This window comes from Mesorhizobium sp. LMG 17147, assembly GCF_024297145.1.
GTDB lineage: Bacteria > Pseudomonadota > Alphaproteobacteria > Rhizobiales > Rhizobiaceae > Mesorhizobium.
This window is the reverse complement of the sequence record NZ_JANCTC010000006.1, coordinates 24,590-49,855: the sequence shown is the minus strand read 5'-3', so window position 1 is coordinate 49,855 and position 25,266 is coordinate 24,590. Positions and strand designations below refer to the sequence as shown.

At 61.4% G+C, this 25,266-nt stretch carries 21 protein-coding genes and 1 tRNA gene; 4 read left to right on the top strand and 18 right to left on the bottom strand.

Translation table 11 applies throughout. From position 1 onward, the window contains the following. The first annotated feature begins 11 nt into the window (after window positions 1–11). On the top strand, window positions 12–923 hold the full coding sequence (locus tag NMG46_RS13395) for a phosphatase PAP2 family protein (protein WP_254818386.1): 912 nt from the start codon (window positions 12–14) through the stop codon (window positions 921–923). Window positions 924–1,165: 242 nt separating this feature from the next. Here NMG46_RS13395 and NMG46_RS13390 read toward each other — a convergent pair whose 3' ends face one another. Beyond that, on the bottom strand, window positions 1,166–2,233 hold the full coding sequence (locus tag NMG46_RS13390; RefSeq protein WP_254818125.1) for a cyclic nucleotide-gated potassium channel: 1,068 nt from the start codon (window positions 2,231–2,233) through the stop codon (window positions 1,166–1,168). Between the two features lie 510 nt (window positions 2,234–2,743). Here NMG46_RS13390 and NMG46_RS13385 point away from each other — a divergent pair. Both NMG46_RS13385 and NMG46_RS13380 read left to right on the top strand, forming a co-directional pair. Continuing rightward, window positions 2,744–3,526, top strand: a complete 783-nt coding sequence (locus NMG46_RS13385; protein ID WP_254818124.1) for a hypothetical protein — start codon at window positions 2,744–2,746, stop codon at window positions 3,524–3,526. A gap of 204 nt (window positions 3,527–3,730) precedes the next feature. Continuing rightward, window positions 3,731–5,470, top strand: coding sequence for an antitoxin Xre/MbcA/ParS toxin-binding domain-containing protein (locus NMG46_RS13380; RefSeq protein WP_254818123.1), 1,740 nt, complete (start codon window positions 3,731–3,733; stop codon window positions 5,468–5,470). Here NMG46_RS13380 and NMG46_RS13375 read toward each other — a convergent pair. Further along, on the bottom strand, window positions 5,433–6,650 hold the full coding sequence (locus NMG46_RS13375) for a DUF6538 domain-containing protein (protein WP_368389297.1): 1,218 nt from the start codon (window positions 6,648–6,650) through the stop codon (window positions 5,433–5,435). The genes NMG46_RS13380 and NMG46_RS13375 overlap by 38 nt on opposite strands. Before the next feature lie 141 nt (window positions 6,651–6,791). Beyond that, window positions 6,792–6,876 (bottom strand) — tRNA-Leu (locus NMG46_RS13370). A gap of 175 nt (window positions 6,877–7,051) precedes the next feature. Between NMG46_RS13370 and lipB the strand changes: the two genes are divergently transcribed. After that, window positions 7,052–7,795: a lipoyl(octanoyl) transferase LipB gene (gene lipB / locus NMG46_RS13365; RefSeq protein WP_254818121.1), complete on the top strand. Its 744-nt coding sequence runs from the start codon at window positions 7,052–7,054 to the stop codon at window positions 7,793–7,795. A 386-nt stretch (window positions 7,796–8,181) separates the two neighbouring features. Here the strand turns inward: lipB and NMG46_RS13360 are convergent, their stop codons facing one another. The 15 genes from NMG46_RS13360 to nuoG all read right to left on the bottom strand — a co-directional run bounded on the left by NMG46_RS13360 (window position 8,182) and on the right by nuoG (window position 25,213). Beyond that, on the bottom strand, window positions 8,182–8,865 hold the full coding sequence (locus NMG46_RS13360; RefSeq protein ID WP_254818120.1) for an ABC transporter ATP-binding protein: 684 nt from the start codon (window positions 8,863–8,865) through the stop codon (window positions 8,182–8,184). Further along, window positions 8,862–10,148 carry a lipoprotein-releasing ABC transporter permease subunit gene (locus NMG46_RS13355; RefSeq protein WP_254818119.1) on the bottom strand — a complete coding sequence of 429 codons (1,287 nt, stop codon included), beginning with the start codon at window positions 10,146–10,148 and terminating at the stop codon, window positions 8,862–8,864. Before NMG46_RS13355 ends, NMG46_RS13360 begins: the two co-directional genes overlap by 4 nt. Further along, a complete protein-coding gene (gene proS, locus NMG46_RS13350) occupies window positions 10,145–11,473 on the bottom strand; it encodes a proline--tRNA ligase (protein WP_254818118.1) in 1,329 nt (442 codons plus the stop codon). The genes NMG46_RS13355 and proS overlap by 4 nt, the downstream gene beginning before the upstream one ends. A gap of 560 nt (window positions 11,474–12,033) precedes the next feature. Continuing rightward, window positions 12,034–12,318: a DUF1467 family protein gene (locus NMG46_RS13345; protein WP_254818117.1), complete on the bottom strand. Its 285-nt coding sequence runs from the start codon at window positions 12,316–12,318 to the stop codon at window positions 12,034–12,036. Then, window positions 12,315–12,719, bottom strand: coding sequence for a methylmalonyl-CoA epimerase (mce, locus tag NMG46_RS13340; RefSeq protein ID WP_254818116.1), 405 nt, complete (start codon window positions 12,717–12,719; stop codon window positions 12,315–12,317). The genes NMG46_RS13345 and mce overlap by 4 nt, the downstream gene beginning before the upstream one ends. A gap of 140 nt (window positions 12,720–12,859) precedes the next feature. Beyond that, the gene (locus NMG46_RS13335; RefSeq protein ID WP_254818115.1) at window positions 12,860–14,530 is read right to left on the bottom strand and encodes a ribonuclease J; all 1,671 of its coding nucleotides are present in this window, start codon (window positions 14,528–14,530) and stop codon (window positions 12,860–12,862) included. A gap of 134 nt (window positions 14,531–14,664) precedes the next feature. Further along, window positions 14,665–15,486 carry a biotin--[acetyl-CoA-carboxylase] ligase gene (locus NMG46_RS13330; RefSeq protein WP_254818114.1) on the bottom strand — a complete coding sequence of 274 codons (822 nt, stop codon included), beginning with the start codon at window positions 15,484–15,486 and terminating at the stop codon, window positions 14,665–14,667. Between the two features lie 4 nt (window positions 15,487–15,490). Next, entirely contained in the window at window positions 15,491–16,927 is a 1,437-nt protein-coding gene (gene nuoN, locus NMG46_RS13325; protein ID WP_254818113.1) for an NADH-quinone oxidoreductase subunit NuoN, read from the bottom strand. A 17-nt stretch (window positions 16,928–16,944) separates the two neighbouring features. Next, window positions 16,945–18,450, bottom strand: a complete 1,506-nt coding sequence (locus NMG46_RS13320) for an NADH-quinone oxidoreductase subunit M (RefSeq protein WP_254818112.1) — start codon at window positions 18,448–18,450, stop codon at window positions 16,945–16,947. Then, the gene (gene nuoL / locus NMG46_RS13315) at window positions 18,450–20,423 is read right to left on the bottom strand and encodes an NADH-quinone oxidoreductase subunit L (RefSeq protein WP_254818111.1); all 1,974 of its coding nucleotides are present in this window, start codon (window positions 20,421–20,423) and stop codon (window positions 18,450–18,452) included. Before nuoL ends, NMG46_RS13320 begins: the two co-directional genes overlap by 1 nt. A 10-nt stretch (window positions 20,424–20,433) precedes the next feature. After that, a complete protein-coding gene (nuoK, locus tag NMG46_RS13310) occupies window positions 20,434–20,742 on the bottom strand; it encodes an NADH-quinone oxidoreductase subunit NuoK (RefSeq protein WP_023676620.1) in 309 nt (102 codons plus the stop codon). 1 nt (window position 20,743) lies between these two features. Beyond that, window positions 20,744–21,364: an NADH-quinone oxidoreductase subunit J gene (locus tag NMG46_RS13305; RefSeq protein ID WP_254818110.1), complete on the bottom strand. Its 621-nt coding sequence runs from the start codon at window positions 21,362–21,364 to the stop codon at window positions 20,744–20,746. A gap of 230 nt (window positions 21,365–21,594) precedes the next feature. Next, a complete protein-coding gene (nuoI, locus tag NMG46_RS13300) occupies window positions 21,595–22,086 on the bottom strand; it encodes an NADH-quinone oxidoreductase subunit NuoI (RefSeq protein WP_254818109.1) in 492 nt (163 codons plus the stop codon). Then, entirely contained in the window at window positions 22,086–23,129 is a 1,044-nt protein-coding gene (nuoH, locus tag NMG46_RS13295; RefSeq protein ID WP_254818108.1) for an NADH-quinone oxidoreductase subunit NuoH, read from the bottom strand. The genes nuoI and nuoH overlap by 1 nt, the downstream gene beginning before the upstream one ends. Window positions 23,130–23,131: 2 nt before the next feature. Continuing rightward, window positions 23,132–25,213, bottom strand: a complete 2,082-nt coding sequence (gene nuoG / locus NMG46_RS13290) for an NADH-quinone oxidoreductase subunit NuoG (RefSeq protein ID WP_254818107.1) — start codon at window positions 25,211–25,213, stop codon at window positions 23,132–23,134. Window positions 25,214–25,266: the final 53 nt, after the last annotated feature.

Genomic DNA, 25,266 nt, shown 5'->3' with positions numbered 1-25,266 from the left:
TCTCCTTGTTCATGGCGACATATGTTTTAGGCGCATCCGCACTATACCCAGAAGTATTCTATACGTCGGCCTTAATCTATTCTCACAAGTTTCTTGTTGGCATCCCGGTATTGTTTATCGGTGGCGTCTGCTGTGCCGCGCTAATCCATGGCCGGCGGCAACCGGTTCGCTACGCGCTGGATTTGGCTCAAGGGCGCTGGCGTGGTTGTCTGCTGGTGCTGCTGTTCTTCTTTGCCAGCTTGACCGCGTTCTCTACCTACAAGATCGCCATCCCGTCCGTCGTCCCATACTATGCCGACAACTGGTTGGCCGACGCTGATGAATGGCTGCACGGGATGCCGCCATGGGAGATCGTCCATAAGCTCGACAGCAACAATTGGTCGTCCGTCGTCTTCAACAGCTATGAAGTCATTTGGTTTTACCAGTGGTTCGGCACCATCCTTTTCGTGTCGCTCTGGTCGGACGAGATTGCCCGCATCCGCTATCTCTGCGCAGCAGCGCTGACGTTGTCCGTCCTCGGAACGGTCTTGGCCCTGGCGCTGGCATCGGTCGGACCGGTTTACTACCACCACTTCGTCGGCGTGGATCGCTTCCACGGATTGAATGCGGCCCTGGACAGGCTGGACCATAGTTACATGGTGAGGGAACCCGCGGCATATCTCCTGAAGGCTTACCAGAGCGGCCGGCCAAGTCTTGGCGGCGGCATCTCGGCCATGCCAAGCATGCATGTCGCCTTTGCCGTATTGAACGCCTATTTGCTGTCATCGATCAATCGCTGGCTTGGCGTTCTGGGTTGGACCTTTGCAGCCCTGATCCTGTACGGATCGGTGTTCACTGGCTGGCACTATGCCGTGGACGGCTACGCATCGATCGTTGTTGTATCGGTGATCTGGTGGGCGACCGGACGCCTGGTGCGCGAATAGTTATGTGCGCTTGTCGATGGATGGCCATGCCCGCCGATGGCCAGTTCGCATAAGCCAAACTCGCGACCGCAATCAGGCACAAAGCACGTGCCCCGACAAGGACGCTCCCCGCCGTGCGAGAATTCAACGAGGAAGAGATTCCGCTTTCGAATTTACTGAGCATGTAGTTCCAGCCAGCCACTGTCGGCGGGCAATTGGCCGCCCTGGCAGCGCATCCTCCTCCTGACAAACACCTAGTGCGGTCAACCCTTAGGCGCCGCGCCGCGCCGCTCGAGCGCGGTTTTGCGAATGATTTCTGCGATCTCCGGGCTGCTGCTGCACAGCATCTGGAAATCCGCCGAGTGTAGCGACAGGAGTGAGACCACCGTTGTGGCGCTGACGGTCGCCGAGCGCGGTTCGCCGGTGATCAGCGCCATCTCGCCGAAGAAGGCGCCAGGGCCTAGCTCCACCGGGTTCGGCGTCGCGACGCTGACGCGCCCCTCCACGACGAAGAACATCTGATCACCGGTCTCGCCCTTGCGGCAGATCACAGCACCTGCCGGCACTATGCGAGGTCGTAATGCGCGCACGATCTCGACCAGTGTGGCCGGGCCGAGCTTCTGAAACAACGGCACGGCGGCGACCAATTGCCAATTGCGGACGAAATCCTCGCGACGGACTTCTTGATAAAAGCCGGTGGCAAGAATGCCAGCCCAGAGCGCGAAGATGCCGATGCCACTCATCATGACCGCCCCGGCAAGGACGCGGCCGGCGAAGCTTTCCGGAATAGCGTCGCCATAGCCGGTGGTGGACAGCGTGACCACCGCCCACCACATTGCCTGGGGGATGCTGCCGAACTTTTGCGGTTGGACGTCGCGCTCGATCATATAGGCTGCGAGCGCAACACCGAACAGAACGATGCCGAAGACCGTGGCGACGCCGATCAGGTTGCGCGCTTCGTTGGTCAGGATTCTGCCCAGCAGCGGGAAGAAAGTTGAATCGCGCAGCGGTTTCAGCAGCCAGACAGCGCAGTAGAGGCTCCGATCGGGCGTGCCGACGAGCAGAAATGCGGCGAGTGGAACCAAAACCGCGACCACATCAATGGCGATTGCCGGCGTCCTGTCCCGAACGTCTCCCGCCCGGCGCCTGAGCAGTTTCTCGGCCAATTCCAGGAGATAGACGCCCCAAATGACCGCGAGCACGGCAGCCAAAGCCAGTCTGCTTCGCCCGGACATGTCCGGTGTCGTGAGCGCAGCCACCGCCACAAGCCCAGTCGCAGCCAGCACCGCGTTGAGCGGCGCGTAAATTCTTAAGACAGGCAGTACCGACATTCTATGCCCACGAGCAGATGCTACCCTCCAGAATAGGATGCCTTCAAGGCAAGCGCAAAGGTGCTTGCTTTCGCTGCGATGCCCATCACCAACCGTGAACTCAGATGTCCGGGAAAGTGAACAGACGGCATAGAACGCGAATTAACAAATTACGGTGACAGTGCGCTTTTTGCCGTATTTGCACGGCTGTGCGACAAGCCTGAAAAATCGCAATAACTTCCACAGCCAAAAGACTGATTGGTGCGGTCGAGAAGACTCGATTTTCAGGGCGTCGCCAGAAAAATGCCAACCAAGCAATTGATTTTTAGTGATTTTCTGAACTCTTAACCAAACGATTTAGGGCACTTTCGGCCCGGTTTAGGGCATCATTTAGGGCACATTTTAGGGCAATTCTCCCTGCCGATCCCTTAAGTCCCGAATACTAACGGCTTGACCGTCCCCTTGGCCTGTCCTGACGCCCTATATGCGTCTATTGTTGCGCGGGGATAGGTTCCAAAATGGACGGGGCAAATGCGAGACAATTCCACGATCGTTGTCTTCGTCGCCGCATTTTTGTTCGTTGCAGTCCTGTTATTTACCTTGAATGGTATGTTTGTCCCTGCCGACCCCAACTCTGCCTGCGTCAACAATCTTTGTAGGACGTATCGGGTATTCAGTGAGTTTCAGACGCTCTTTGGCGCTGGCCTCGCGATCTTCGCCGCGTGGTATGCCGCTCAACCTGTCTGGCGTCAGATTCAGAAGATGAATGTCCAGCAGGACATCATGGCGCGCGAGATAATCGAGCGTCGAATGAAATCCATCGAAGCCAACGGCCGCTATCTCGACACGAAGCTAAGCGCTTATTTGCAGGACGTTTGGAGGACTATTTACGACCATTTCGATGACGAAGCAGAATACGATCCTCAGTCCGTCAAACCTGAATGGGCGCACAACATGGAGCATGGGGCATATGAGATTTTGACCGAACTCGGAAGACACCAGCTTTCAAAGGGCGATACGGTCAAGATTGAGGCCGCCCGTGGTGAGGTCATCAAGACGTTGGGTGAACTGTCTTCTTGCCTAAATTCCCTAAGCGCTCCCGCGCGACTGGCGGGTGAGCCTGGGATATCCAACGAACAAGAAAGGCAGTTGGAGGTTGAAGAGAAAGCCGCGCGGATCGAGTTTGAGAAGATTGCAAATGCTGTTGACGAAACGCGCAAGGCCTTTGCAGGCATCGCCGCATCGGAAATCGACTCCATTCGGAAGCGCATCCGTCAAATTGACGACCAGTTGTTGCGCTCCCACGATGATTGACCCGATTCGAGTCAATGAATTTGCCAGATGGGAAATCGTCAAGACCATGCCGAGGTACGCTCTGAGTTCGGCACTGATCGTGCCGAGCTTGTCTATGGGCAGAAGGCCGATGGCAGCTTAGTCCATATCTCGACGGCCGAACGCGGACTCAAATGCGCTTGCGTCTGTCCTGGCATGTGCGGGAGCCGCTTGGTCGCTAGGACCATGGCAAAGACCCCTCACTTCGCACATCATCATCGGGACGCGTGCGGCGGAGGGCCGGAAACCGCCCTACATAAACTCGCCAAGCAGATCGTCAAGGAACGTCTCACCTTGTTCGTGCCAAAGCGGATTGCCACTCACGGGGATGTTGAACGGGTCCTCCCGGGTCGCGAAGAAATAGCGCTGGGGTCGGCAAGCCTCGAATTCCGTGACCCGCAACAGATAGTCCCTGACCTCTATGTCACTATCCAAGGCCGGAAGCTCTTCGTTGAGATCGCTGTGACGCATCCCTGCGACGACGAGAAGATTCGGCGCATCCGCGAGCATGGGATACCGGCGATCGAAATTGACCTCTCCCGCCTGCCGAGGGATGCCACTCCGGAGGTAGTCGCGAACGCCGTGATCCGCTCGGCTCCCCGGAAATGGTTGTTCAACAAGGCCATCGACGACGCTGTTGTCGAGTTGCAGAAGGCGGCTACCGCCGCCCGTGTCGCGGCCGAGAGCAAACTGACCACCGATGCCAAACAGAAGGCCCGCGCCTACGCCACGGCTCTGGACTCAGCACCGAAATCCCCGCCGATGCCGGCAATAGATGTTCTTCGCGGCATTGGCCTAGACAAGCACATTGGCATCCCGGTCGCCGGATTCGCCTGCTTTACAACGGGGCCGGCATATTGGCAGTCAGTCATTCTCTCAGACGTTCTCTATGGCCAAGAATTTCGTAATAAGCTGGCGAACGCCGTGGCCGTATCAAAACACCTTGGAGGTAAAGGCCTTATACGTCCTGAGTTTAAATGGATCAGCAACGAGCTTGAAACAGCTTCCATAGCGCTGGACAATCGCTTCGCGGCTCCTTGGAGGGCGGTGGAGTCTTACCTCAAATACCTGGCCCGAGTTGGCGTCGTCGTCGAGACGGCGCGTGGTTTTGCAATTGCGCAACGGGTGGCTTCACAGTGGTTCAATTGGGTCGACGAAGAAATCGGCAGGGTTGCCGCCCGCGAGCACATATTAGAAACAATCGAACGGATTCTTGACCAGCTACCGGACGACGAACGCAAAGGCATGACCGTTGACGATTGGATGGACTCGATCAATCCGGAGAACGTCGATACCTACGCCAGCCTGCTAGAACACACGCAAACGATGCAGCCTATTGAAGCGGAATTGCGGGCCATCGTCGGTCTGTTCAATGGCACGCGCACCGACGTGCTTGACCTCCTCGGTCTCCCGATTGCAAAGGAATGCGAGCGCCGTCTAGCTGCGATTGCCGCTAAGGAGCTACAGCGCAAGGCCGAAGCTGCGGGGCAGGCTGAGAAGATCAAGATCGATCGGCAAAAGGAACTCGCCGGCAACGCCGCGACGGTACTAGGCGGCTCCGAACTCGACGCGTGGCTGAATACTCCGCATCCCAATCTTGACGGTCGCACGCCTCTGGAGGCCGCTTACCATGGCTATCACAGCGCGGGGAAGGCACGGGAAATCCTGTCTGCGATTGAGCGCCGGAAACAGGCTGAGCACGATCGCTCAGTCGAAGCGACGTTCTGGCGGGAGAAATTGCGAAAGACGGTTGCACTACGGTTGAGAGAAGACGAGGCCAAAGCGTTCCTAAACGACAGAGACGACGATTACAGTCGCGCGACAGCCTTGGTCTTCTGCCGAGACGAGCGGACCTATCGTATCGTACTCCAAAAGCTGGACGTTTGGATCAATGCCTTCGGCTCGAAGCGGCATGTTCCATTCTAGAATTCTGCGGCGCCTTGGATGAAAAAGGCCGGCCTCGCGATGGGACACGCAAAGCCGGCCAAGTGCGAGGCCGCCCGATAGAGACCTCGGTTCGTTCGCTCAGCATCGCCCGGCGTGGGACTTCGACCGATGCTGAGCTATCCGCGCCGCAAGCGGCTTGGGGTAGGTCAGCGAGGCTTGCGCAGAAGGGTCGCAAGCCTCGCTTGTGCGCCGGCTGGACCCTTGTTTCACAGTCGGAGCAGTTCGTTACCTTCGGCGGCATCGCAGGCCGGATGCTTGAGCGTGGTCGCGATGGCTGTGGCTTTTGTGCCGGTGCCGCCCGAGGGTTGCGAGGCACGGGAATGCGGACACACATCGCTCTACTTGATGACGTATGGCGCGACATGCTGCCGAGCCTGTTCAAGCGACCACTGGTCGGACAGCGATGCATTGTCCTTCGAACCACGCCGTATGAGTGCAATGTAATCGGCAAGCTCTGACCTCCGATCCGGAAGCAGTTGAGCGATCTTTCGAGGTCGAAATTTGAATGGGGGCCAATGATCACCGATGCCCCTGGCAACGGCTTGGCGGCTTCGGCCGAAGCTTCTTCCGCGTTCGCAGGTCTGCGCAAGCGGCCGAAGAAATCAAGCATATCGCGTCGCTCTGCGGTCAGGTCGGCGATCGAATAATTGCCCAGATTTTCGAGATATTCGGTCTGTGCTGGGGTGTACTCTTCAGCCGCTGCTGACTCAGCTTGTTCATCGGGAATCGCTCCCGCGTGATACCAGTCGAGTCGCGTTTGAGGTTCAAGCGACTGGAGGTGAGCGCTTATCCGATCGACAAGCATGTCCTCCGGGACAATTGAGGAGAGCGCCAGCACAGGATGGAGGAGGTTGAAATCCATAGCGTTGGACGCCTCCTCGTCGCGGAGGAATTCGACGCCTCCGGCTCCCTCAATCTCGTAGCGTTCGGCCGGGGTTAGATCCCGAACGTAGTCGGGAGCCTTCGCCAATGCTCTAGCGCGGTCGATCGCATCGTCTGTGGCAACGATGTACTTTCGTGCCGCCTTGGCGGCGATGGTCTCGTCCGTCGTATCCATCGACTTATCGCGGAAGAGCGATGAATCGACCTTGCCTTTGAGTTCGGGAGGGATGGCCCGCTGGAAATACCAGTGCCACGAGTGCCACGTTTCTTGAGATATTTAGCCATGGCCGGGCAATTTGACCGGATTCGATGGCGAGTCAACAAGGGACTTAGAAACGTTTTAGGGCACTTCCTAGGTCAGCCGGTGGAAGAAACCCCGCAAATTCATGGGATTTAAGGCTTTGCCTAAGGTAGCCATTGGTGCGGTCGAGAAGACTCGAACTTCCACGGGTTGCCCCACAGCGACCTCAACGCTGCGCGTCTACCAATTCCGCCACGACCGCACGTGGTAGGAGCCGGAACCAACCGGCCCGCGGCGTGTAGCAAATCGTTTCCGGTGAAACAAGTGCGCGGCCAGCAATAATCGGCCGGACATCGGCATAACTCTTCAAGGGCCGAACGTGCCGGAACTGGACGTTTGTACCGATTGCCGCCATATGAGTGGCGAGACGAGATATCATGACAGAACGCAGCCAGATCGCCACGTCGTTCCTGCCCTTGCCCGGCTCGGCGCCGGTCGAATGGCGGATCGAGCCTGGGCTCACCGCCTATCCCGATGCGCTCGCCCTGATGGAGGCGCGCGCCGAGGCAATCCGCAGCGGCGCCGCCGGCGAGATGGTCTGGCTGGTCGAGCACCCGCCGCTCTACACCGCCGGCACCAGCGCCCGCGTCGAGGACCTGATCGAGCCGGACCGCTTCCCGGTCTTTGCCGCCGGGCGTGGCGGCGAATACACCTATCATGGGCCGGGCCAGCGGGTCGCCTACGTCATGCTCGACCTGAAGCGGCGGCGCGAGGATGTCCGCGCCTTCGTCTCCGCACTCGAACAATGGATCATCGGCTCGCTGGCCGCCTTCAACGTACGCGGCGAACGCCGCGAGGACCGCGTCGGCGTCTGGGTGGTGCGGCCGGACCGCCCCGCTTTGCCCGACGGCTCGGCGGCCGAGGACAAGATCGCCGCCATCGGCATAAGGCTGAGGCGCTGGGTGAGCTTTCACGGCATCGCCATCAATGTCGAGCCGGACCTTAGCCATTTCAGCGGCATCGTGCCGTGCGGCGTCCAGGATCACGGCGTCACCAGCCTTGTCGACCTCGGCCTTCCCGTGACCATGGCCGACCTCGACCTGGCGCTGAAATCCGCTTTCGAGGACGTGTTCGGGCCCGCCGCGGTATCGCCTGTCGAAGTGTCCCGCAAGGCCGGCTGAAACACTCGCCCAATGCCTGCGCCAATATGCGAAGGCGGCCCTCGCTCATCAGCATCGAGCCCGCCCTTGAGCTCAAGCCTCACATCGCGCCGATCCAGATTGCCATGGAAATGAGGAACGTGCTCATGCACACCAGCGAAACGACATCCTGAACAAGATCGGTCATAACTCTCTCCTGTTGTTAGTATGTTCGTATTTTGTTCTAATTTTGTTCGAATGTCAACGATCGCAGTCCCGGCGTCACCGGAATCGCGCTCGGTCATTTCGACAGGGTTAAGAAAGGGTTGAGAGGGAGATGCCAAGCGTTTCGGGCCAACAGGCGCGCGAAAGCGGCGGGACGGCGCACGGCAGCTCGCAGGCCGTCATCGCCTCAATTGCAGCGCACCCTAAAGCGGCACAACCTTGCCGTCGGCCAGAGTCACGCGGCGGTCCATGCGCGAAGCGAGCTCATGATTATGAGTGGCGATGAGCGCCGCCAGGCCCGATTGCCGGACCAGTGCTGCCAGCGCCTCGAACACATAGGAAGCGGTCACCGGGTCGAGATTGCCGGTCGGCTCGTCGGCCAAAAGCACCAGCGGCGCATTGGCGACGGCACGCGCAATGGCGACCCGCTGCTGCTCACCGCCGGAGAGCTCGGAGGGGCGATGCTGTGCCCGCTTGCCGATCTGCATATAGTCGAGCAATTGCGCCGCCCGCTCGGCCGCCTCCTTGCGCGGCAGCCCTTTTATCAGCTGCGGCATCATGATGTTTTCCAGCGCCGAGAATTCAGGCAGCAGATGATGGAACTGATAGACGAAGCCGACGTCGTTGCGGCGGATCGCCGTGCGCTCGTCGTCGGAAAGCCGGCCGCAGGCGCGCCCCGCCAGGATCACGTCGCCGGCGTCTGGCCGCTCCAGCAGCCCGGCGGTGTGTAGCAGCGTCGACTTGCCGGTGCCCGACGGCGCCACAAGCGCCACCATCTCGCCACGCTTCAGCGAAAAATCGGCGCCGTTCAGGATGGTCAGCTTGCGCGGTCCCTGCACATAGTGCCGTTCGACGCTCTTCAGCTCGATAATGGCCTCGGCCATCACTCGTACCTCAGCGCTTCGACCGGATCGAGCCTGGCCGCGCGCCACGCCGGAAACAGCGTGGCCAGGAACGACAGCGCCAGCGCCATGAGAACGACGGAGATCGTCTCGCCGGCATCCATGCGGGCCGGCAATTGGCTCAGGAAATAAAGCTCGGGATTGAACAGCCGCTCGTTGGCCAGCCAGGAGAAGAACTGGCGGATGCGCTCGACGTTGAGGCAGATCACGATGCCGAGCAGCACGCCGGCGATGGTGCCGACAACGCCGATCGCAGCCCCGGTCATCAGGAAGATGCGCAGGATCGCGCTGCGCGTCGCGCCCATGGTGCGCAGGATGGCGATGTCGTGGCCCTTGTCCTTCACCAGCATGATCAGGCCCGAAATGATGTTGAGCGCCGCCACCAGCACGATCAGGGTCAGGATCATGAACATGACGTTGCGTTCGACCTGCAGCGCGTCGAAGAACGTCTTGTTGCGTTGCCGCCAATCGACAAGGCTGATCGGCCGCTGCGCCGCCCCTTCGACCTTCGGCTTCAGCGCGTCGATATTGTCGGGATTGTCGGCATAGATCTCGATCGTCTGCGCCCGGCCGTCCATGTTGAAATAAAGCTGCGCTTCCGAGAACGGCATGTAGACGATCGAGCTGTCATATTCCGACATGCCGACCTCGAAGATCGCGGTGACCGGATAGCCTTTCATGCGCGGCGTCGTGCCAAGCGGCGTGATGTCGCCCTCGGGCGAAATCAGCGTGATCGTATCGCCAAGCACTAGGCCGAGATTCTCGGCCATGCGGCTGCCGATGGCGACGCCTTCGCCGGTGCCGAAGCCGACGATCGAGCCCTCCTTGATATTGTTGGCGACGATGGTGATCTTGCCGAGATCCTCGCCGCGTATGCCGCGCACCAGCGCGCCGGTGCCGCCGCCGACATTGCCTTGCGCCAGCACCTGCCCGTCGATCAGCGGGATGGCGTATTTAACGCCGGGCACGCCGTTGATGCGGCCGGCGACCTGGGCATAGTCCTCCAGCGGCATGTCGAGCGGCTGCACGATCAGGTGCCCGTTGACGCCTAGGATGCGCGTCAGCAGTTCGGCGCGAAAGCCGTTCATCACCGCCATGACGACGATCAGCGTGGCGACCCCCAGCATGATGCCGAGGAAGGAGATCGAGGCGATGACCGAAATCACCGTCTCCTTGCGACGAGAGCGCAGATAGCGCCACGCCACCATGCGCTCGAAGCCGGAAAAGGGTCCGGCGCCCGATGGTCTTGCTGCCGCCGCCTCGTTCATGCGGCGGCACCGAAGCGCTGCTTCACGTCCGCGATCGGCAGCGTCTCGCGCTCGCCGGTCCTGCGGTTCTTGATTTCGACCTCGCCAGCGGCGACACCACGCGGTCCGACGATCACCTGCCACGGAAGCCCGATCAGGTCGGCGGTGGCGAACTTGCCGCCCGGCCGCTGGTCGGTGTCGTCGTAGAGCACCTCCTTGCCCGCGGCGGCAAAGGCGGCGTGCAGCTCGCCGCAGACGCGGTCGCATTCGGCATCGCCGGCCTTCATGTTGATCAAGCCGACATCGAACGGCGCCACCGCCTCCGGCCAGATGATGCCGTTATCGTCATGGCTGGCTTCGATGATCGCCGCGACCAGCCTGGACGGGCCGATGCCGTAGGAACCGCCAGAAACGAAATGATCCTTGCCGTCCGGGCCGGTCACCTTGGCGCCCATCGGCTTGGAATATTTGTCGCCGAAATGGAAGATATGCCCAACCTCGATGCCGCGCGCCGAGACCCGGTCGCTCGCGGGCACCTTCTCCCATGCCGCCTCGTCATGCATCTCGTCGGTGGCGGCATAGGGCGTCGTCCATCTCTTGACGATGGCGCCGATCTCGGCGTCGTTCGAAAAATCCGTGTCTGCGCCGGGCACTGCCAGCGAAAGATAATCGCGGTGGCAAAACACCTGGCTCTCGCCGGTGTCGGCCAGGATGATGAACTCATGGCTGAGGTCGCCGCCGATCGGCCCGGTGTCGGCGCGCATCGGGATAGCCTGAAGCCCCATGCGCGTAAACGTCCTGAGATAGGACACGAACATGCGGTTATAGGCGGCCTTGGCGCCTTCATAATCGAGGTCGAAGGAATAGGCGTCCTTCATCAGGAACTCGCGCGAACGCATGACACCGAAGCGCGGGCGCACCTCGTCGCGAAACTTCCATTGGATGTGATAGAGATTGAGCGGCAGATCCTTGTAGGACTTGACGTAGGAGCGGAAGATCTCGGTGACCATCTCCTCGTTGGTCGGCCCGTAGAGCATATCGCGGTCTTGCCGGTCCTTGATGCGCAGCATCTCCTTGCCGTAATCTTCATAGCGGCCACTTTCGCGCCACAGCTCGGCCGATTGGATGGTCGGCATCAGGATTTCGAGCGCGCCGGCGCGATTCTGCTCCTCGCGGATAATCCGGCAGACCTTGTCCAGCACCCGCTTGCCGAGCGGCAGCCAGGAAAAGCTGCCCTGCCCCTGCTGGCGGATCATGCCGGCACGCAGCATCAGCCGATGCGAGACGATCTCGGCCTCGCGCGGGTTTTCTTTGAGGATGGGCAGGAAATAGCGCGACAAACGCATGAACTGGTCCGTGAGAGAGGATGGCGGCGCCGGAATCGGCGCGGCACAGGCTTGCTTGCCCCGGCTTCATAGCCATTTCATGGCGGAATGGAAACCCGGCCCAGGCGCTGCACAGGCGCCGCAATTGCCGCACACGGCTTGCTGGCCGTTTCGCAAGCAACGCCTGCCGTACTATTGTGCACTGCAGCACGAGATTGCCTGTTTCCGGGCAAAATTCTTCGTGACATTTTCACCCGCCTTAGGCTAGTGTGCCCACATAACCGAGAGGGTAGAGAAAAATCTGCCCTCCTACGCGGTCAAAGTCTTGGGAGGATGCGATCTAGGCGCGGTAACTCGCTGCCGCCGGACACCGGAAACAGATCGGACGCGTTTAAATTGCAAGGCCTCGCGCCTTGCATTTTTTTTGTGCAATCATTTGGTTAGCACGACAGATTACCAAACTACATGACGTTGCGTCAGCCCAGGCCCGCCCCGGGGCTTTACTTGGGTTGACCTTGCTGGCTCAGCTTGATTTCAGGGCGTCGGCTAGGCTGGGATAGCCGGACACGGTAGGTAGCCGGCTAATGCGCTGGGCTCTGGTTGAAATCCGGCACGATGTGCGGGATGTCATCGATGCCGAGGCCAAGCCCTCTCGTGATGCCGTAGAAGATACCCATGAGGACCAGCGTGGCGATTGTCGTGCGCAGCGCCGCGCGCAGCATATGCGGTCCGCGCGGTGCGCTCGGAACCGTGCCAAGCGTCACGTCCCGGTCCTCGTCCTGTGTTCGCATGCTGAACGGCAGCACGGCGAACAACACCACCCACCATGTGGCGAAGAACAGGGCGACAAACGAAACCCAACTCATGCTTGCTCCAGTTCGACCAGCGTGCCGAAGAAATCTTTGGGGTGCAGAAACAATACCGGTTTGCCATGCGCGCCGGTCTTCGGCTTGCCGTCGCCCAGCACGCGCGCGCCGCTGGCCTTGAGACGGTCGCGTGCCGCAACAATGTCGTCCACCTCGTAGCAGAGATGGTGCATGCCGCCGGACGGATTCTTCTCGAGGAATGCGGCGATCGGCGAGGCTTCGCCGAGCGGCTCGAGCAACTCGATCCTGGTGTTGCCGACGTCGACGAACACCACCGTAACGCCGTGCTCCGGCAGCGCCTGCGGCGCGGTTACGTGCGCGCCAAGCGTATCACGATAGACCGCCGCAGCCGCGGCCAGATCCGGCACCGCAAGCGCGACATGGTTGAGGCGTCCGAGCATAGGGTACTCCCGGGTTAAGGGAGTAGGGGAGTAAGGCAGTAGGGAGTAGGGAAAAAAGGATCTAGAAGTGCAGACTGTTTGCGCTCCTACTTCCTACGTCCCTACTTCCTTACTGCCCTACTCCCCTACTCCCTTGTTCGTCACCGCGTGACGAACACTGTCACCAGCGGCTTCTTGCCCCAGGCTTCGTTGGCCGCGCCGCGCACCGCGCGCCGCACCGCCTCCTGGACCAGGTCGAGGTCTTTTCGGCGCTGGCGGGGGATGGAGTCCACGGCGCCGATTGCCGCATCGATCATCAGGTCTTCCAGGCTCTCGCCGCTGCCGTCGGCCTCGGCGACGCCAATGGCGACGAGATCGGGATCGCCGGCAAGCTCGTATTTGTCGTCGAGCACGACGTTGACGGCGACATGGCCGGCAAAGGACAGCTTGCGGCGGTCGCGAATGCCCATCGCCTGATCGCTGCCGATCAGCCTTCCGTCCTTGTAGATGCGGCCGAACGGAACCTGGTCGATGATGGCGGCGGCACCCGGATACAGCCTGAGCATGTCGCCGTCGCGCACCTGCGCCACCTGGCCGATGCCGGACGTCGACATCAGCGAGCCCTGCGCCACCAGATGCGCCGCCTCGCCATGAACGGGAACGCCGATCTGCGGCCGCACCCATTCATACATCTTGCGCAATTCGCTGCGGCGTGGATGACCGGAGACATGCACCAGCGCATCGCCGTCCTCAATGATCTTGATGCCGAGATCGATAAGGCGGTTCTTGATTTCGAGGATCGCCTTCTCGTTGCCGGGAATGGTGCGCGAGGAAAACACCACCGTGTCGCCGGCCGTCAGCGCCACCGACTTCATCTCGTCGCGCGACAGCTTGGCAAGTGCGGCAAGCGGCTCGCCCTGGCTTCCGGTGCAGATGATGACGAGGTTTTCGCGCGGGATGAAGCCGTAATCCTCCTCGGCGATGAATTCCGGCAACCCGTCCATATAACCGAGTTCATCAGCCACATCGATGACGCGCTTCATCGAGCGGCCAAGCACCAGGCATTGGCGGCCGGCATCCCGCGCTGCCTTGGCGATCGAGACGATGCGGCCGACATTGGAGGAGAAGCTGCTGACGGCGACACGGCCCTTGGCATTCTGGATGACACCCTTGAGGCCCTCGCCCACCGCCACTTCCGACGGTGATTCCCCTTCCCGCAGCGCGTTGGTGGAATCGCAGATCAACGCCAGCACGCCCTTGTCGCCATAGGCGCGGAAGCGTGCCTCGTCGGTCATCGGCCCCACCGTCGGCGCCGGATCGATCTTCCAGTCGCCGGTATGGATGACGACGCCGGCCGGCGTGGTGATCGCCAGCGACATCGGTTCGGGAATGGAGTGCGCGACGGGGATGGCCTCGATCTCGAACGGACCGACGGTGAATTTCTCGCCAGCCCGGTAGATCGTCACCGGGATCTTCGGCGCCCCTTGCTCGCCCTGCCGCTTGGCTTCCAGCAGGCCGGCGCCGAACGGCGTCATCCAGACCGGCGCCTTGAGCTTCGGCCAGATGTCGTGCAGCGCGCCGTAGTGGTCCTCATGTGCATGGGTAATGACGATGCCGCGCAGATTGGCGACATTCTCCTCGATGAAGCGGGTGTCGGGCAGTACCAGGTCGACGCCGGGCAGGGTTGCATCGGGAAAAGTAACGCCGACGTCGACGACGATCCATTCGCGCGCATTGGGCGGCCCATAGCCGTAGAGCGCGAAGTTCATGCCGATCTCGCCGACACCGCCGAGCGGCACGAAGACAAGTTCGGCATTTTCCGCTGTCGCCATGGTCTTTCCTTCCTTGCCGGTCAAATTGTGGGCCGGTCAAATTGTGGGCCGGTCAAAATTGTCGGCCAATCAAAATTGTCGGCCGGTCAAATTCAAGCTGGTCAAATACCTGGCCAGTCAAACCTATTGGCCAGTCAACCGGCGGCCGATGCGACCGCGCCGAAATGCACGTCCCCGGCGGCGATCGTCAGAACCGAGCCTTCATCGTCGCGGATCACGAAACGGCAGTCTTCGTCAATGGTCTCGAAGGTGCCGCGCACCACATTACCGTCAATTCTGACAGCAACCTGCCCGCCAAGCCCCGCCGCACGCGCCAGCCAGCGCCGCCTGACGGCGGCAAGCCCACGCCCTTCGTTCCACAGCCGGGCATTCTCGCTCCATGCATCCGACAGCGCCAGAAACAGCGTTTCGGCATCGCAAGCAGACCCCAGCGCGTTGAGCGACGTCGCTGGATAGGGCAAATCATTGGGATAAGCCACCACATTGACGCCGATGCCGACAGCCACCGCCGAACGGTCGCCATCCAGCATCGCCGATTCCAGCAGGATGCCGGCGAGCTTGGCGCCCGAGGCAAGCACGTCGTTCGGCCATTTCAACTCGAAGCGGTTCTTGCCCTGGCTCGCACCATCGAGGCCGATCGCAATCCTGCCTTTCGGCACGACGGCGTCGAGCGCGTCGGCCAGCGCCAGTCCGGCAACGAAGCCGAGCGTCGCGGCAAGTCGAAGCTCGGTGTTGGTGATCACCAGCAGCGTCGCCGCCAGGTTGCCTTCGGGCGTCGCCCAGGCGCGGCCGCGGCGGCCACGTCCCGCTTCTTGCTTTTTTGAGACGACCCAGAGTTTGCCCGGATCGCCGGCCCGCGCGTGCTCCAGCGCCAACGCATTGGTGGAGCCGACCGTATCGTGCGCCTCGAGCCGGAACCCTTCCGAAGCCGCGGTTGGAGCCAGCCTGAACGTCATTCCGTTAGAAGAAGGTCTTGGCCGCGGCGGCTGCGTAGGTTCCGATCGGGCCGCCGATCAGCACGTAGAACAGCACGAAAGCGCCGCAGGCGCCGAGCACGACGCGCAGTTCGGTCGCCATCGGCACGAAGCCGCCGACCGGTTCGTCGAACCACATGATCTTGATGATGCGCAGATAATAATAGGCGCCCACCACAGAGGCCAGCACGCCGATGATCGCCAGCGCATAGAGGTTGGCATTGATGGCGGCGAGGAACACGTACCATTTCCCCCAGAAGCCGGCGAGCGGCGGGATACCGGCCAGCGAGAACATCATGATGGTGAGGATCGTCGCCATGATCGGGTTGGTCGCCGACAGGCCGGCGAGATCGCTGATCTGCTCGACATTGCCCTCCTTGCGCCGCATGGCGAGGATGAAGGCGAAGGTGCCGAGCGTCATCACCAGATAGATCAGCATGTAGATGGCGACGCCGCGCACGCCGTCCTGGCTGTTGGCGGCAAGGCCGACCAGAGCATAACCCATATGGCCGATGGACGAATAGGCCATCAGCCGCTTGATGTTGGTCTGGCCGATGGCCGCGAATGCGCCGAGCGCCATCGAGGCGATCGAGATGAAGACGATGATCTGCTGCCAGTCGGCGGCGATCGGCTTGAAGGCGCCCATGGTGACGCGCACCATCAGCGCCATCGCCGCCATCTTCGGTGCCGCCGCCAGAAAGGCCGTCACCGGCGTCGGCGCGCCCTCATAGACGTCGGGCGTCCACATATGGAACGGCACCGCCGAGATCTTGAAGGCAAGGCCGGCCAGCACAAAGACCAGGCCAAAGACGAGGCCGAGCTGGCGCTCGCCGCCGCTCAGCGCCGCGGCGATCTCCTGGAAGCCGGTGTTGCCCGTGTAGCCGTAGACCAGCGAGATGCCGTAAAGCAGCATGCCCGAAGACAGCGCGCCAAGGACGAAGTACTTCAGCCCGGCCTCGGTCGAGCGCAGATTATCGCGGTTGATCGCCGCCAGCACGTAGATCGCCAGCGACTGCAGCTCGAGGCCGAGATAGAGCCCGATCATGCCGTTGGCCGAGATCATCAGCATCATGCCGAGCGTGCAGAGCAGGATCAGCACCGGATATTCGAATTTGTCGAAACGCTCCGCCTGGGCAAAGCGAACCGACATGACCAGCGTCACCGCCGAGCCGACCAGCGCCAACATCTTCATGAAGCGGGCGAATGGGTCCTGGATGAAGGCTTCGCCGTAAGCGTTGCCCTGCTCCGGGGAAAAGATCAGCCAGGCGCCGGCGATCACCAGCACGGCAACAGCAAGGCCGCTCACCGTGACGGCGGTGTTGGCGCGAGAATAGGCGCCGAGCATCAACAGCGCCAAGGCGCCGATGGCGAGGATCAGCTCTGGCGTCGAGAGCGACAGGCTGGAGAGAAGGTCCGGCGTCATGGTTCGCAAACCCCCAGTCAGTTCGCCGCCGCGGTCTGCGCGGCGCCGATGGATGCGGTGACATTGGTAACGAGCGCCTTGACCGATTCGGCCGTCGCGTCGAAGATCGGCGCCGGATAGACGCCGAAGAAGATGACCAGCGCGACCAGCGGATAGATGATCACCTTTTCGCGCGTCGACAGGTCGAGCAAACCTTTCAGGCTTTCCTTGGTCAGTGCGCCGAAGATCACCTTGCGGTAGAGCCAGAGCGCATAGGCCGCCGACAGTATGACGCCGGTGGCGGCGAAGAACGCCACCCAGGTGTTGACCCGGAACACGCCGAGCATGGTCAGGAACTCGCCGACGAAGCCGCTGGTGCCGGGCAGGCCGACATTGGCCATGGTGAAGATCATGAACACGGTTGCATATTTCGGCATGTTGTTGACCAACCCGCCATAGGCGTCGATGTCGCGCGTGTGCATGCGGTCGTAAACGACGCCGACGCAGAGGAACAGCGCGCCGGAGACCAGGCCGTGCGACAGCATCTGGAAGATCGAGCCCTGGACGCCTTCCTGGTTCATCGCGAAGATGCCCATGGTAACGAAGCCCATGTGAGCGACCGACGAATAGGCGATCAGCTTCTTCATGTCCTCCTGCATCAGCGCCACCAGCGAGGTGTAGATGATGGCGACAACGGAAAGCGTGAAGATCAGCGGCGCGAACATTTCGGATGCGATCGGAAACATCGGCAGCGAAAAACGCAGGAAGCCATACCCGCCCATCTTGAGCAGGATGGCGGCCAGGATCACCGAGCCGGCCGTCGGCGCTTCGACATGGGCGTCCGGCAGCCAGGTATGCACCGGCCACATCGGCATCTTCACCGCAAAGGACGCGAAGAAGGCAAGCCATAGCCAGGTCTGCATATTGGCCGGGAAATTATGCGTCAGAAGCGTCGGGATATCGGTGGTGCCGGACTGGAAGAACATCGCCATGACGGCGAGCAGCATCAGCACCGAGCCGGCCAGGGTGTAGAGGAAGAACTTGAACGAGGCATAGACGCGCCGCTTGCCGCCCCACACGCCGATGATGATGAACATCGGGATAAGGCCGGCTTCGAAGAAGACGTAGAACAAGACGATGTCGAGCGCACAGAACACGCCGATCATCAGCGTCTCGAGCAGCAGGAAGGCGATCATATAGGCTTTGACGCGCTTCTCGATCGATTCCCACGAGGCGAGAATGCAGAGCGGCATTAGGAAGGTGGTCAGGATGACGAACAGCATGGAGATGCCGTCTACGCCCATATGGTAGGAGATGCCGGAATCCAGCCAGGCAAACTTCTCGACAAACTGGAAGCCGGGTTGCGAATTATCGAAGCCGGTCCAGATAAACAGCGAAATCACAAACGTGAACGCAGTCGTGAACAGCGCGATGGCGCGGATGTTGCGGCGCGCGTTCTCGCTGTCATCACGTACGAAGAGGATGAGCAGCACACCAACCAGCGGCAGGAAGGTGACCAGCGATAGGATCGGCCAGGCGGTCATCAGAGCATCATCCAGGTGACGAGTGCGGCAACGCCGATCAGCATGGCGAAGGCATAGTGGTAGAGATAGCCGGTCTGCAGCTTGACGACCCGGTTGGTGACGTCGACGACGCGCGCCGAAATGCCGTCCGGCCCGAGCCCGTCGATGACGGTGCCGTCGCCGGTCTTCCACAGGAAGCTGCCGAGGCGCTTTGCCGGCCGCACGAACAGGAAGTCGTAGAGCTCGTCGAAATACCATTTGTTGAGCAGGAAGGCGTAGAGCAGGCGATGGTTAGCGGCGACGCTCCGAGGCATTTCCGGCGCGCGAATATAGAACTGCCAGGCTATCGCAAAGCCGATCAGCATGGCGATGAACGGCGACAGCTCGACCCATAATGGCACTTCGTGGATTTCGTGCAGGATATGGTTGTCCGGGAGCGTGAACAGCGACGCCTTCCAGAATTCGGCATAGCCCTCGCCGATGAAGGCGCCGTGGAAGATCACCCCCGCGAACAGCGCGCCCGCGGCCAGGATGAACAGCGGCACCAGCATGACCGGCGGTGATTCATGGACATGGTGCATGACCTCGTGGCTGGCCCGCGGCTCGCCGTGGAAGGTCATGAAGATCAGCCGCCAGGAGTAGAAGGAGGTGAAGCAGGCAGCAATGACCAGCAATATGAAGGCAAACGCGGCGACCGCATTGTGGCCGGCGAAGGCCGCTTCGATGATGGCGTCCTTGGAAAAGAAGCCGGCCGTGCCGATGATCGTTACCGGAATGCCGACACCGGTCAGCGCCAGCGTGCCGATCACCATCATCCAGTAAGTCGTCGGGATCAGCGTCCTTAGGCCACCCATTTTGCGCATGTCCTGCTCGTCGGAGACGGCGTGGATGACCGAGCCCGAGCCGAGGAACAGTAGCGCCTTGAAGAAGGCATGGGTGAACAGATGGAAAATCGCCGCGCCATAGGCGCCGACGCCCAACGCCACGAACATGTAGCCGAGCTGCGAACAGGTCGAATAGGCGATGACGCGCTTGATGTCGTTCTGGACAAGACCGACTGTCGCCGCGAAGAAGGCGGTGAAGGCGCCGATGAAGGTGACCACCGTCAGTGCCGAATGCGACAGCTCGAACAGCGGCGACAGCCGCGCCAGCATGAACACGCCTGCCGTCACCATGGTGGCGGCATGGATCAATGCCGAGACCGGCGTCGGGCCCTCCATGGCATCCGGGAGCCAGGTGTGCAGCGGCACCTGCGCCGACTTGCCCATGGCGCCCATGAACAGGAGCAGGCAGACGACCGTCATCGCGGCCTGCTTATCAAGCGCATAGCCGAGGAAGGTCAGTACGGCCGCGCCTTGTGGCGCGCCTTCCGCCGGAATGAACGTCGCCGCATTGGCGAAGATGGTGCCGAGATTGACCGAGCCGAACAGCACGAACACGCCGAATATGCCGAGCGCAAAGCCGAAATCGCCGACGCGGTTGACGACGAAGGCCTTGATCGCGGCCGCATTGGCCGACGGCTTCTTGTACCAGAAGCCGATCAGCAGATAGGAGGCAAGGCCGACGCCTTCCCAGCCGAAGAACATCTGCACGAGGTTGTCGGCCGTCACCAGCATCAGCATGGCGAAGGTGAACAGCGACAGATAGGCGAAGAAGCGCGGCCGGTCCGGGTCGTGATGCATGTAGCCGATCGAGTAAACATGGACCAGCGCCGACACCGTATTGACGACGACCAGCATCACTACGGTCAGCGTATCGATCCGCAGCGCCCACGACGCTTCGAGGCCGCCTGACTGGATCCAGCGCAGCACCGGCACGGTGAACACCTCGCCGCCGCCGAAGCCGACCGAGAAGAAGGCAACCCACGACAGCACAGCCGCGATCACCAGGAAGCCGGAGGTGATGTATTCAGAAGCCTTGGCCCCGAGCGAAGTGCCGAACAGGCCGACGATCAGGAAGCCGAGCAGCGGAAGGAAGACGATGGCCTGATACATGGTGGTTCCGTCAACCCTTCATCATGTTCACGTCTTCGACCGCGATCGAGCCGCGGTTGCGGAAGAAGACGACGAGAATGGCAAGGCCGATCGCCGCTTCGGCCGCCGCGACCGTCAGCACGAACAGTGCGAACACCTGGCCGACCAAATCGCCGAGCGCCGCCGAAAAGGCGACGAAATTGATGTTGACCGCAAGCAGGATCAGCTCGATCGACATCAGGATGACGATGACGTTCCTGCGGTTCAGGAAGATGCCGAACACGCCGAGCGTGAACAGGATCGCCGATACGGTCAGGTAGTGCGCGATGCCGACGACCATCTCAGACTCCTTCGCCCGTCTTGACCTTGCGGATTTCCACTCCGGTTGCCGCCGTGCGGCCGACCTGGGCGGCGATCGACTGCCGCTTGACGCCCGGCTTGTGGCGCAGCGTCAGCACGATGGCGCCGATCATGGCGACCAGCAGCACCAGCCCGGCGATCTGGAAGTAATAGAGATAATCCGTATAAAGGATGTCGCCGAGCGCTGCCGTATTGGAGCGCGCGGCCAGGTCCGGAATGGGCTTGGCGACCGTCGCCGCCAGTTTCGGCGCGAATGTATAGCCGCCGAGCACCACGATCAGCTCCGCCGCCAGGATCAGCCCGACCAGCGCGCCGATCGGTGCATATTGCAGGGCGCCTTCCTTCATTTCGGCGAAGTCGACGTCGAGCATCATGACCACGAACAGGAACAGCACCAGCACCGCGCCGACATAGACGACGAGCAGGATCATCGCCAGGAACTCGGCGCCGGTCAGCATGAACAGGCCGGCGGCGTTGAAGAAGGTCAGGATCAGGAACAGCACAGAATGCACGGGATTGCGCGCCGAAATGACCATGAACGCCGATGCCACCGCGACAAAGGCGAAGAGGTAGAAAAAGGCCGCCTCTAGTCCACTCAGCATGGGTTCCCCCGGGTTTCCTGTCAGAACAGGACGTTCGTCCTGTTTTTTGCCACCGCCTCCGGTCGGCAAGTTGCGTGTTCCTATCGCATGTTCCGATCGGGTTGAAAGACCCGATCGAAAAGAAAACATGCGACACTCTTTCATTCCGGAGGATGATCTTGTCCGAAAAGTATGCAACTTTTCGGGATCATCCTCTGAACGAGACCCTCGCCCCGTTCATGCATCAAATATCAGCGGTAAGGCGCATCCAGCGAGATGTTGCGCGCCAGTTCACGCTCCCAGCGGTCGCCATTGGCCAGGAGCCTGTCCTTGTCGTAATAAAGTTCCTCGCGCGTCTCCGTCGCGAATTCGAAATTCGGTCCCTCGACGATGGCGTCGACCGGGCAGGCTTCCTGACAGAAGCCGCAATAGATGCATTTCACCATATCGATGTCGTAGCGCACGGTGCGCCGCGTGCCGTCGTTGCGGCGCGGGCCGGCTTCGATGGTGATGGCCTGTGCCGGGCAGATCGCCTCGCACAATTTGCAGGCGATGCAGCGTTCCTCGCCGTTCGGGTAGCGGCGCAGCGCATGCTCGCCGCGGAAGCGCGGGCTGACCGGTCCCTTCTCATGCGGATAGTTGATCGTCTCCTTCGGCGCGAAGAACTGGCGCATCGACAGGAAGAAAGCGCCGACGAAATCCTGCAAAAGCAGTGACTTGGCGGCCTGGGATAATGCAGACATCAGGCAAACCCCGTGATCTTTAGGAAAGCGGCGGTGGCGACCACCATGAATAGCGAGATCGGCAGGAACACCTTCCAGCCGAGCCGCATCAGTTGGTCGTAGCGATAGCGCGGCACGAACGCCTTCACCATCGAGAACATGAAGAACACCAGGCAGACCTTGAGCACGAACCAGATCAGCCACGGCACCCAGGTGAACGGCGCGAAGTTGAAGGGCGGCAGCCAGCCGCCAAGGAATAGGATGGTGGCCAGAGCGCACATCAGGACGACGGCGACATATTCGCCGAGGAAGAACAGCAGGAACGGCGTCGACGAATATTCGACCATATGGCCGGCGACGAGTTCCGATTCGGCTTCCACAAGATCGAAGGGCGGACGGTTGGTTTCGGCCAGCGCCGAGATGAAGAAGACGATGAACATCGGGAACAGCGACAGCCAATGCCAGTCGAGGAAGGTGTTGGGCAGGCCGAGCCGCGTGCCCAGCCCGTCCTGCTGCGACAGGACGATGTCGGACAGGTTGAGCGAGCCGACGCAAAGCAGCACGGTGACGATGACAAAGCCGATCGAGACTTCGTAGGACACCATCTGCGCCGCCGAGCGCAGCGCGCCAAGGAACGGGTATTTCGAATTGGACGCCCAGCCGCCCATGATCACGCCATAGACCTCGAGCGAGGAGATGGCGAAGACATAGAGGATGCCGACATTGACGTTGGCGATCGCCCAGCCTTCATTGACCGGTATGACCGCCCATGCAGAGATCGCCAGCACCGCCGACACCAAGGGCGCCAGCAGGAAAACGCCCTTATTGGCGCCGGACGGGATCACCGGTTCCTTGAAGACGAATTTCAGCAGATCGGCGAAGGCCTGCAGCGTGCCCCACGGGCCGACGACGTTCGGTCCGCGGCGCAATTGCACCGCCGCCCAGATCTTGCGGTCTGCGTAAAGCACATAGGCGACGAAGATCAACAGAACGACGATCAGCACGACCGACTTCAAAAGGATCAGCAGCGCCGGCAGCACATAAAAGGAGAAGAAGGTGTCCATATCTACTCCGCCGCCTGCCTGAAGCCGTTTTTCGCCAAAGCCGAGCATTCGGCCATCACCGCGGAAGCCCGCGCGATCGGATTGGTCAGGTAGAAATCCTTGACCGGTGAGGTGAAGGTGCCCTTGTTCAGCCGCCCGCCGAGCTTGGCCACCCTGGCGATGTCGGCCGGGTCGCCGGCCGCGACATGGTCGATGCGGGCAAGATGCGGGTATTGCGCATAGAGCTTTGCGCGTAGCTGCGGCAGCGAATCGAACGGCAGCTTCTTGCCGAGCACATCCGACAGAGCCCTGAGAATCGCCCAGTCCTCGCGCGCTTCGCCGGGCGCAAAGCCGGCCCGGTTGGTCTGCTGCACGCGGCCCTCGGTGTTGACGAAGGTGCCCGACTTCTCGGTATAGGCGGCACCCGGCAGGATGACGTTAGCGCGATGCGCGCCCTTGTCGCCATGCGTGCCGATATAGACGACGAAAGCGCCGCCGGTCTTGGCCATGTCGATCTCGTCGGCGCCGAGCAGGAACAGCACGTCGGTCTCGCCCAGCATGCCGGCGACATTCCTGCCGCCCTCGCCCGGTACGAAGCCGACATCGAGGCCGCCGACACGCGCCGCGGCGGTGTGCAGCACGGCAAAGCCGTTCCAGTCGGCCCTAGCGGCGTTGACTGCGACGGCGAGCTTCGCCGCCTGGCCAAGCACGGCCGCGCCGTCCGGACGCGCCAGCGCACCCTGTCCGACGATGATCAGCGGATGCGTCGCCTTCTTCAGCAGTTGGAAGAACTTGCCGTTGCCGTCGGCCAGATCCTTCAGCGATTCCGGTCCAGCGCCGAGCTGCTCGTAATCATAGCGCGTATCGCCGACATCGCCGATGACGCCGACCGGCAGATTGCCGGCCCGCCAGCGCTTGCGGATGCGGGCGTTGAGCAAGGATGCCTCGAAGCGCGGATTGGCGCCGATGATCAGCACCGCATCGGCCTGTTCGATGCCTTCGATGGTCGGGTTGAAGACATAGCTCGCCCGGCCGAGCGACGGATCGAGTGCGGCACCGTCCTGGCGGCAGTCGGTGTTCTTCGAGCCGAGCGAAGCCATCAGAAGCTTAAGCGCGTAGATCTCCTCGACGGCGGCAAGATCGCCGGCAATGGCACCGATCTTTTCGGGTGCGGCATTCGACACCGCTTCCTTGATCGCGGAAAAAGCCTCGGCCCAGCTTGCCGGTGCCAGTCTGCCGTCCTTGCGCACATAGGGGCGGTCGAGGCGCTGCGTGCGCAAGCCGTCCCAGATGAAGCGGGTCTTGTCGGAAATCCATTCCTCGTTCACCGCCTCGTTGGTACGCGGCAGGATGCGCATCACTTCGCGGCCCCGGCTATCGACGCGGATCGCGGAGCCGACGGCGTCCATCACGTCGATGGATTCTGTCTTGGTCAGTTCCCACGGCCGTGCCTGGAAGGCGTAGGGTTTGGAGGTCAGCGCACCGACCGGGCAAAGGTCGATGACATTGCCCTGCAGTTCCGACGTCATCGCGCTTTCGAGATAGGTGGTGATCTCGGCATCCTCGCCGCGGCCGATCAGGCCGAGCTCGGATATGCCCGCAATCTCGGTGGTAAAGCGGACGCAGCGCGTGCAATGGATGCAGCGGTTCATGATCGTCTTGACCAGCGGCCCGATATACTTGTCTTCGACCGCCCGCTTGTTCTCATGGTAGCGCGAGGAATCGACGCCGAACGCCATCGCCTGGTCCTGCAGGTCGCACTCGCCGCCCTGATCGCAGATCGGGCAATCCAGCGGATGGTTGATCAGCAGGAATTCCATCACGCCTTCGCGGGCCTTCTTGACCATCGGCGTGTTGGTGAAGATTTCCGGCGGCTCGCCATTTGGACCGGGGCGCAGGTCGCGCACGCCCATGGCGCAGGACGCCTGCGGCTTGGGCGGGCCGCCCTTCACCTCGATCAGGCACATGCGGCAATTGCCGGCGATCGACAGCCGCTCATGGAAGCAGAAGCGCGGCACTTCAGCACCTGCGTCCTCGGCCGCCTGCAGCAACGTGTAGTGGTCGGGTACAGTGATCTCTTTCCCGTCGACCTTGAGCTTTGCCATTTCGCCTCAAACCTCTGCGGACGTTCCGCAATCTTTCCTTCCGGGCGCAGCCG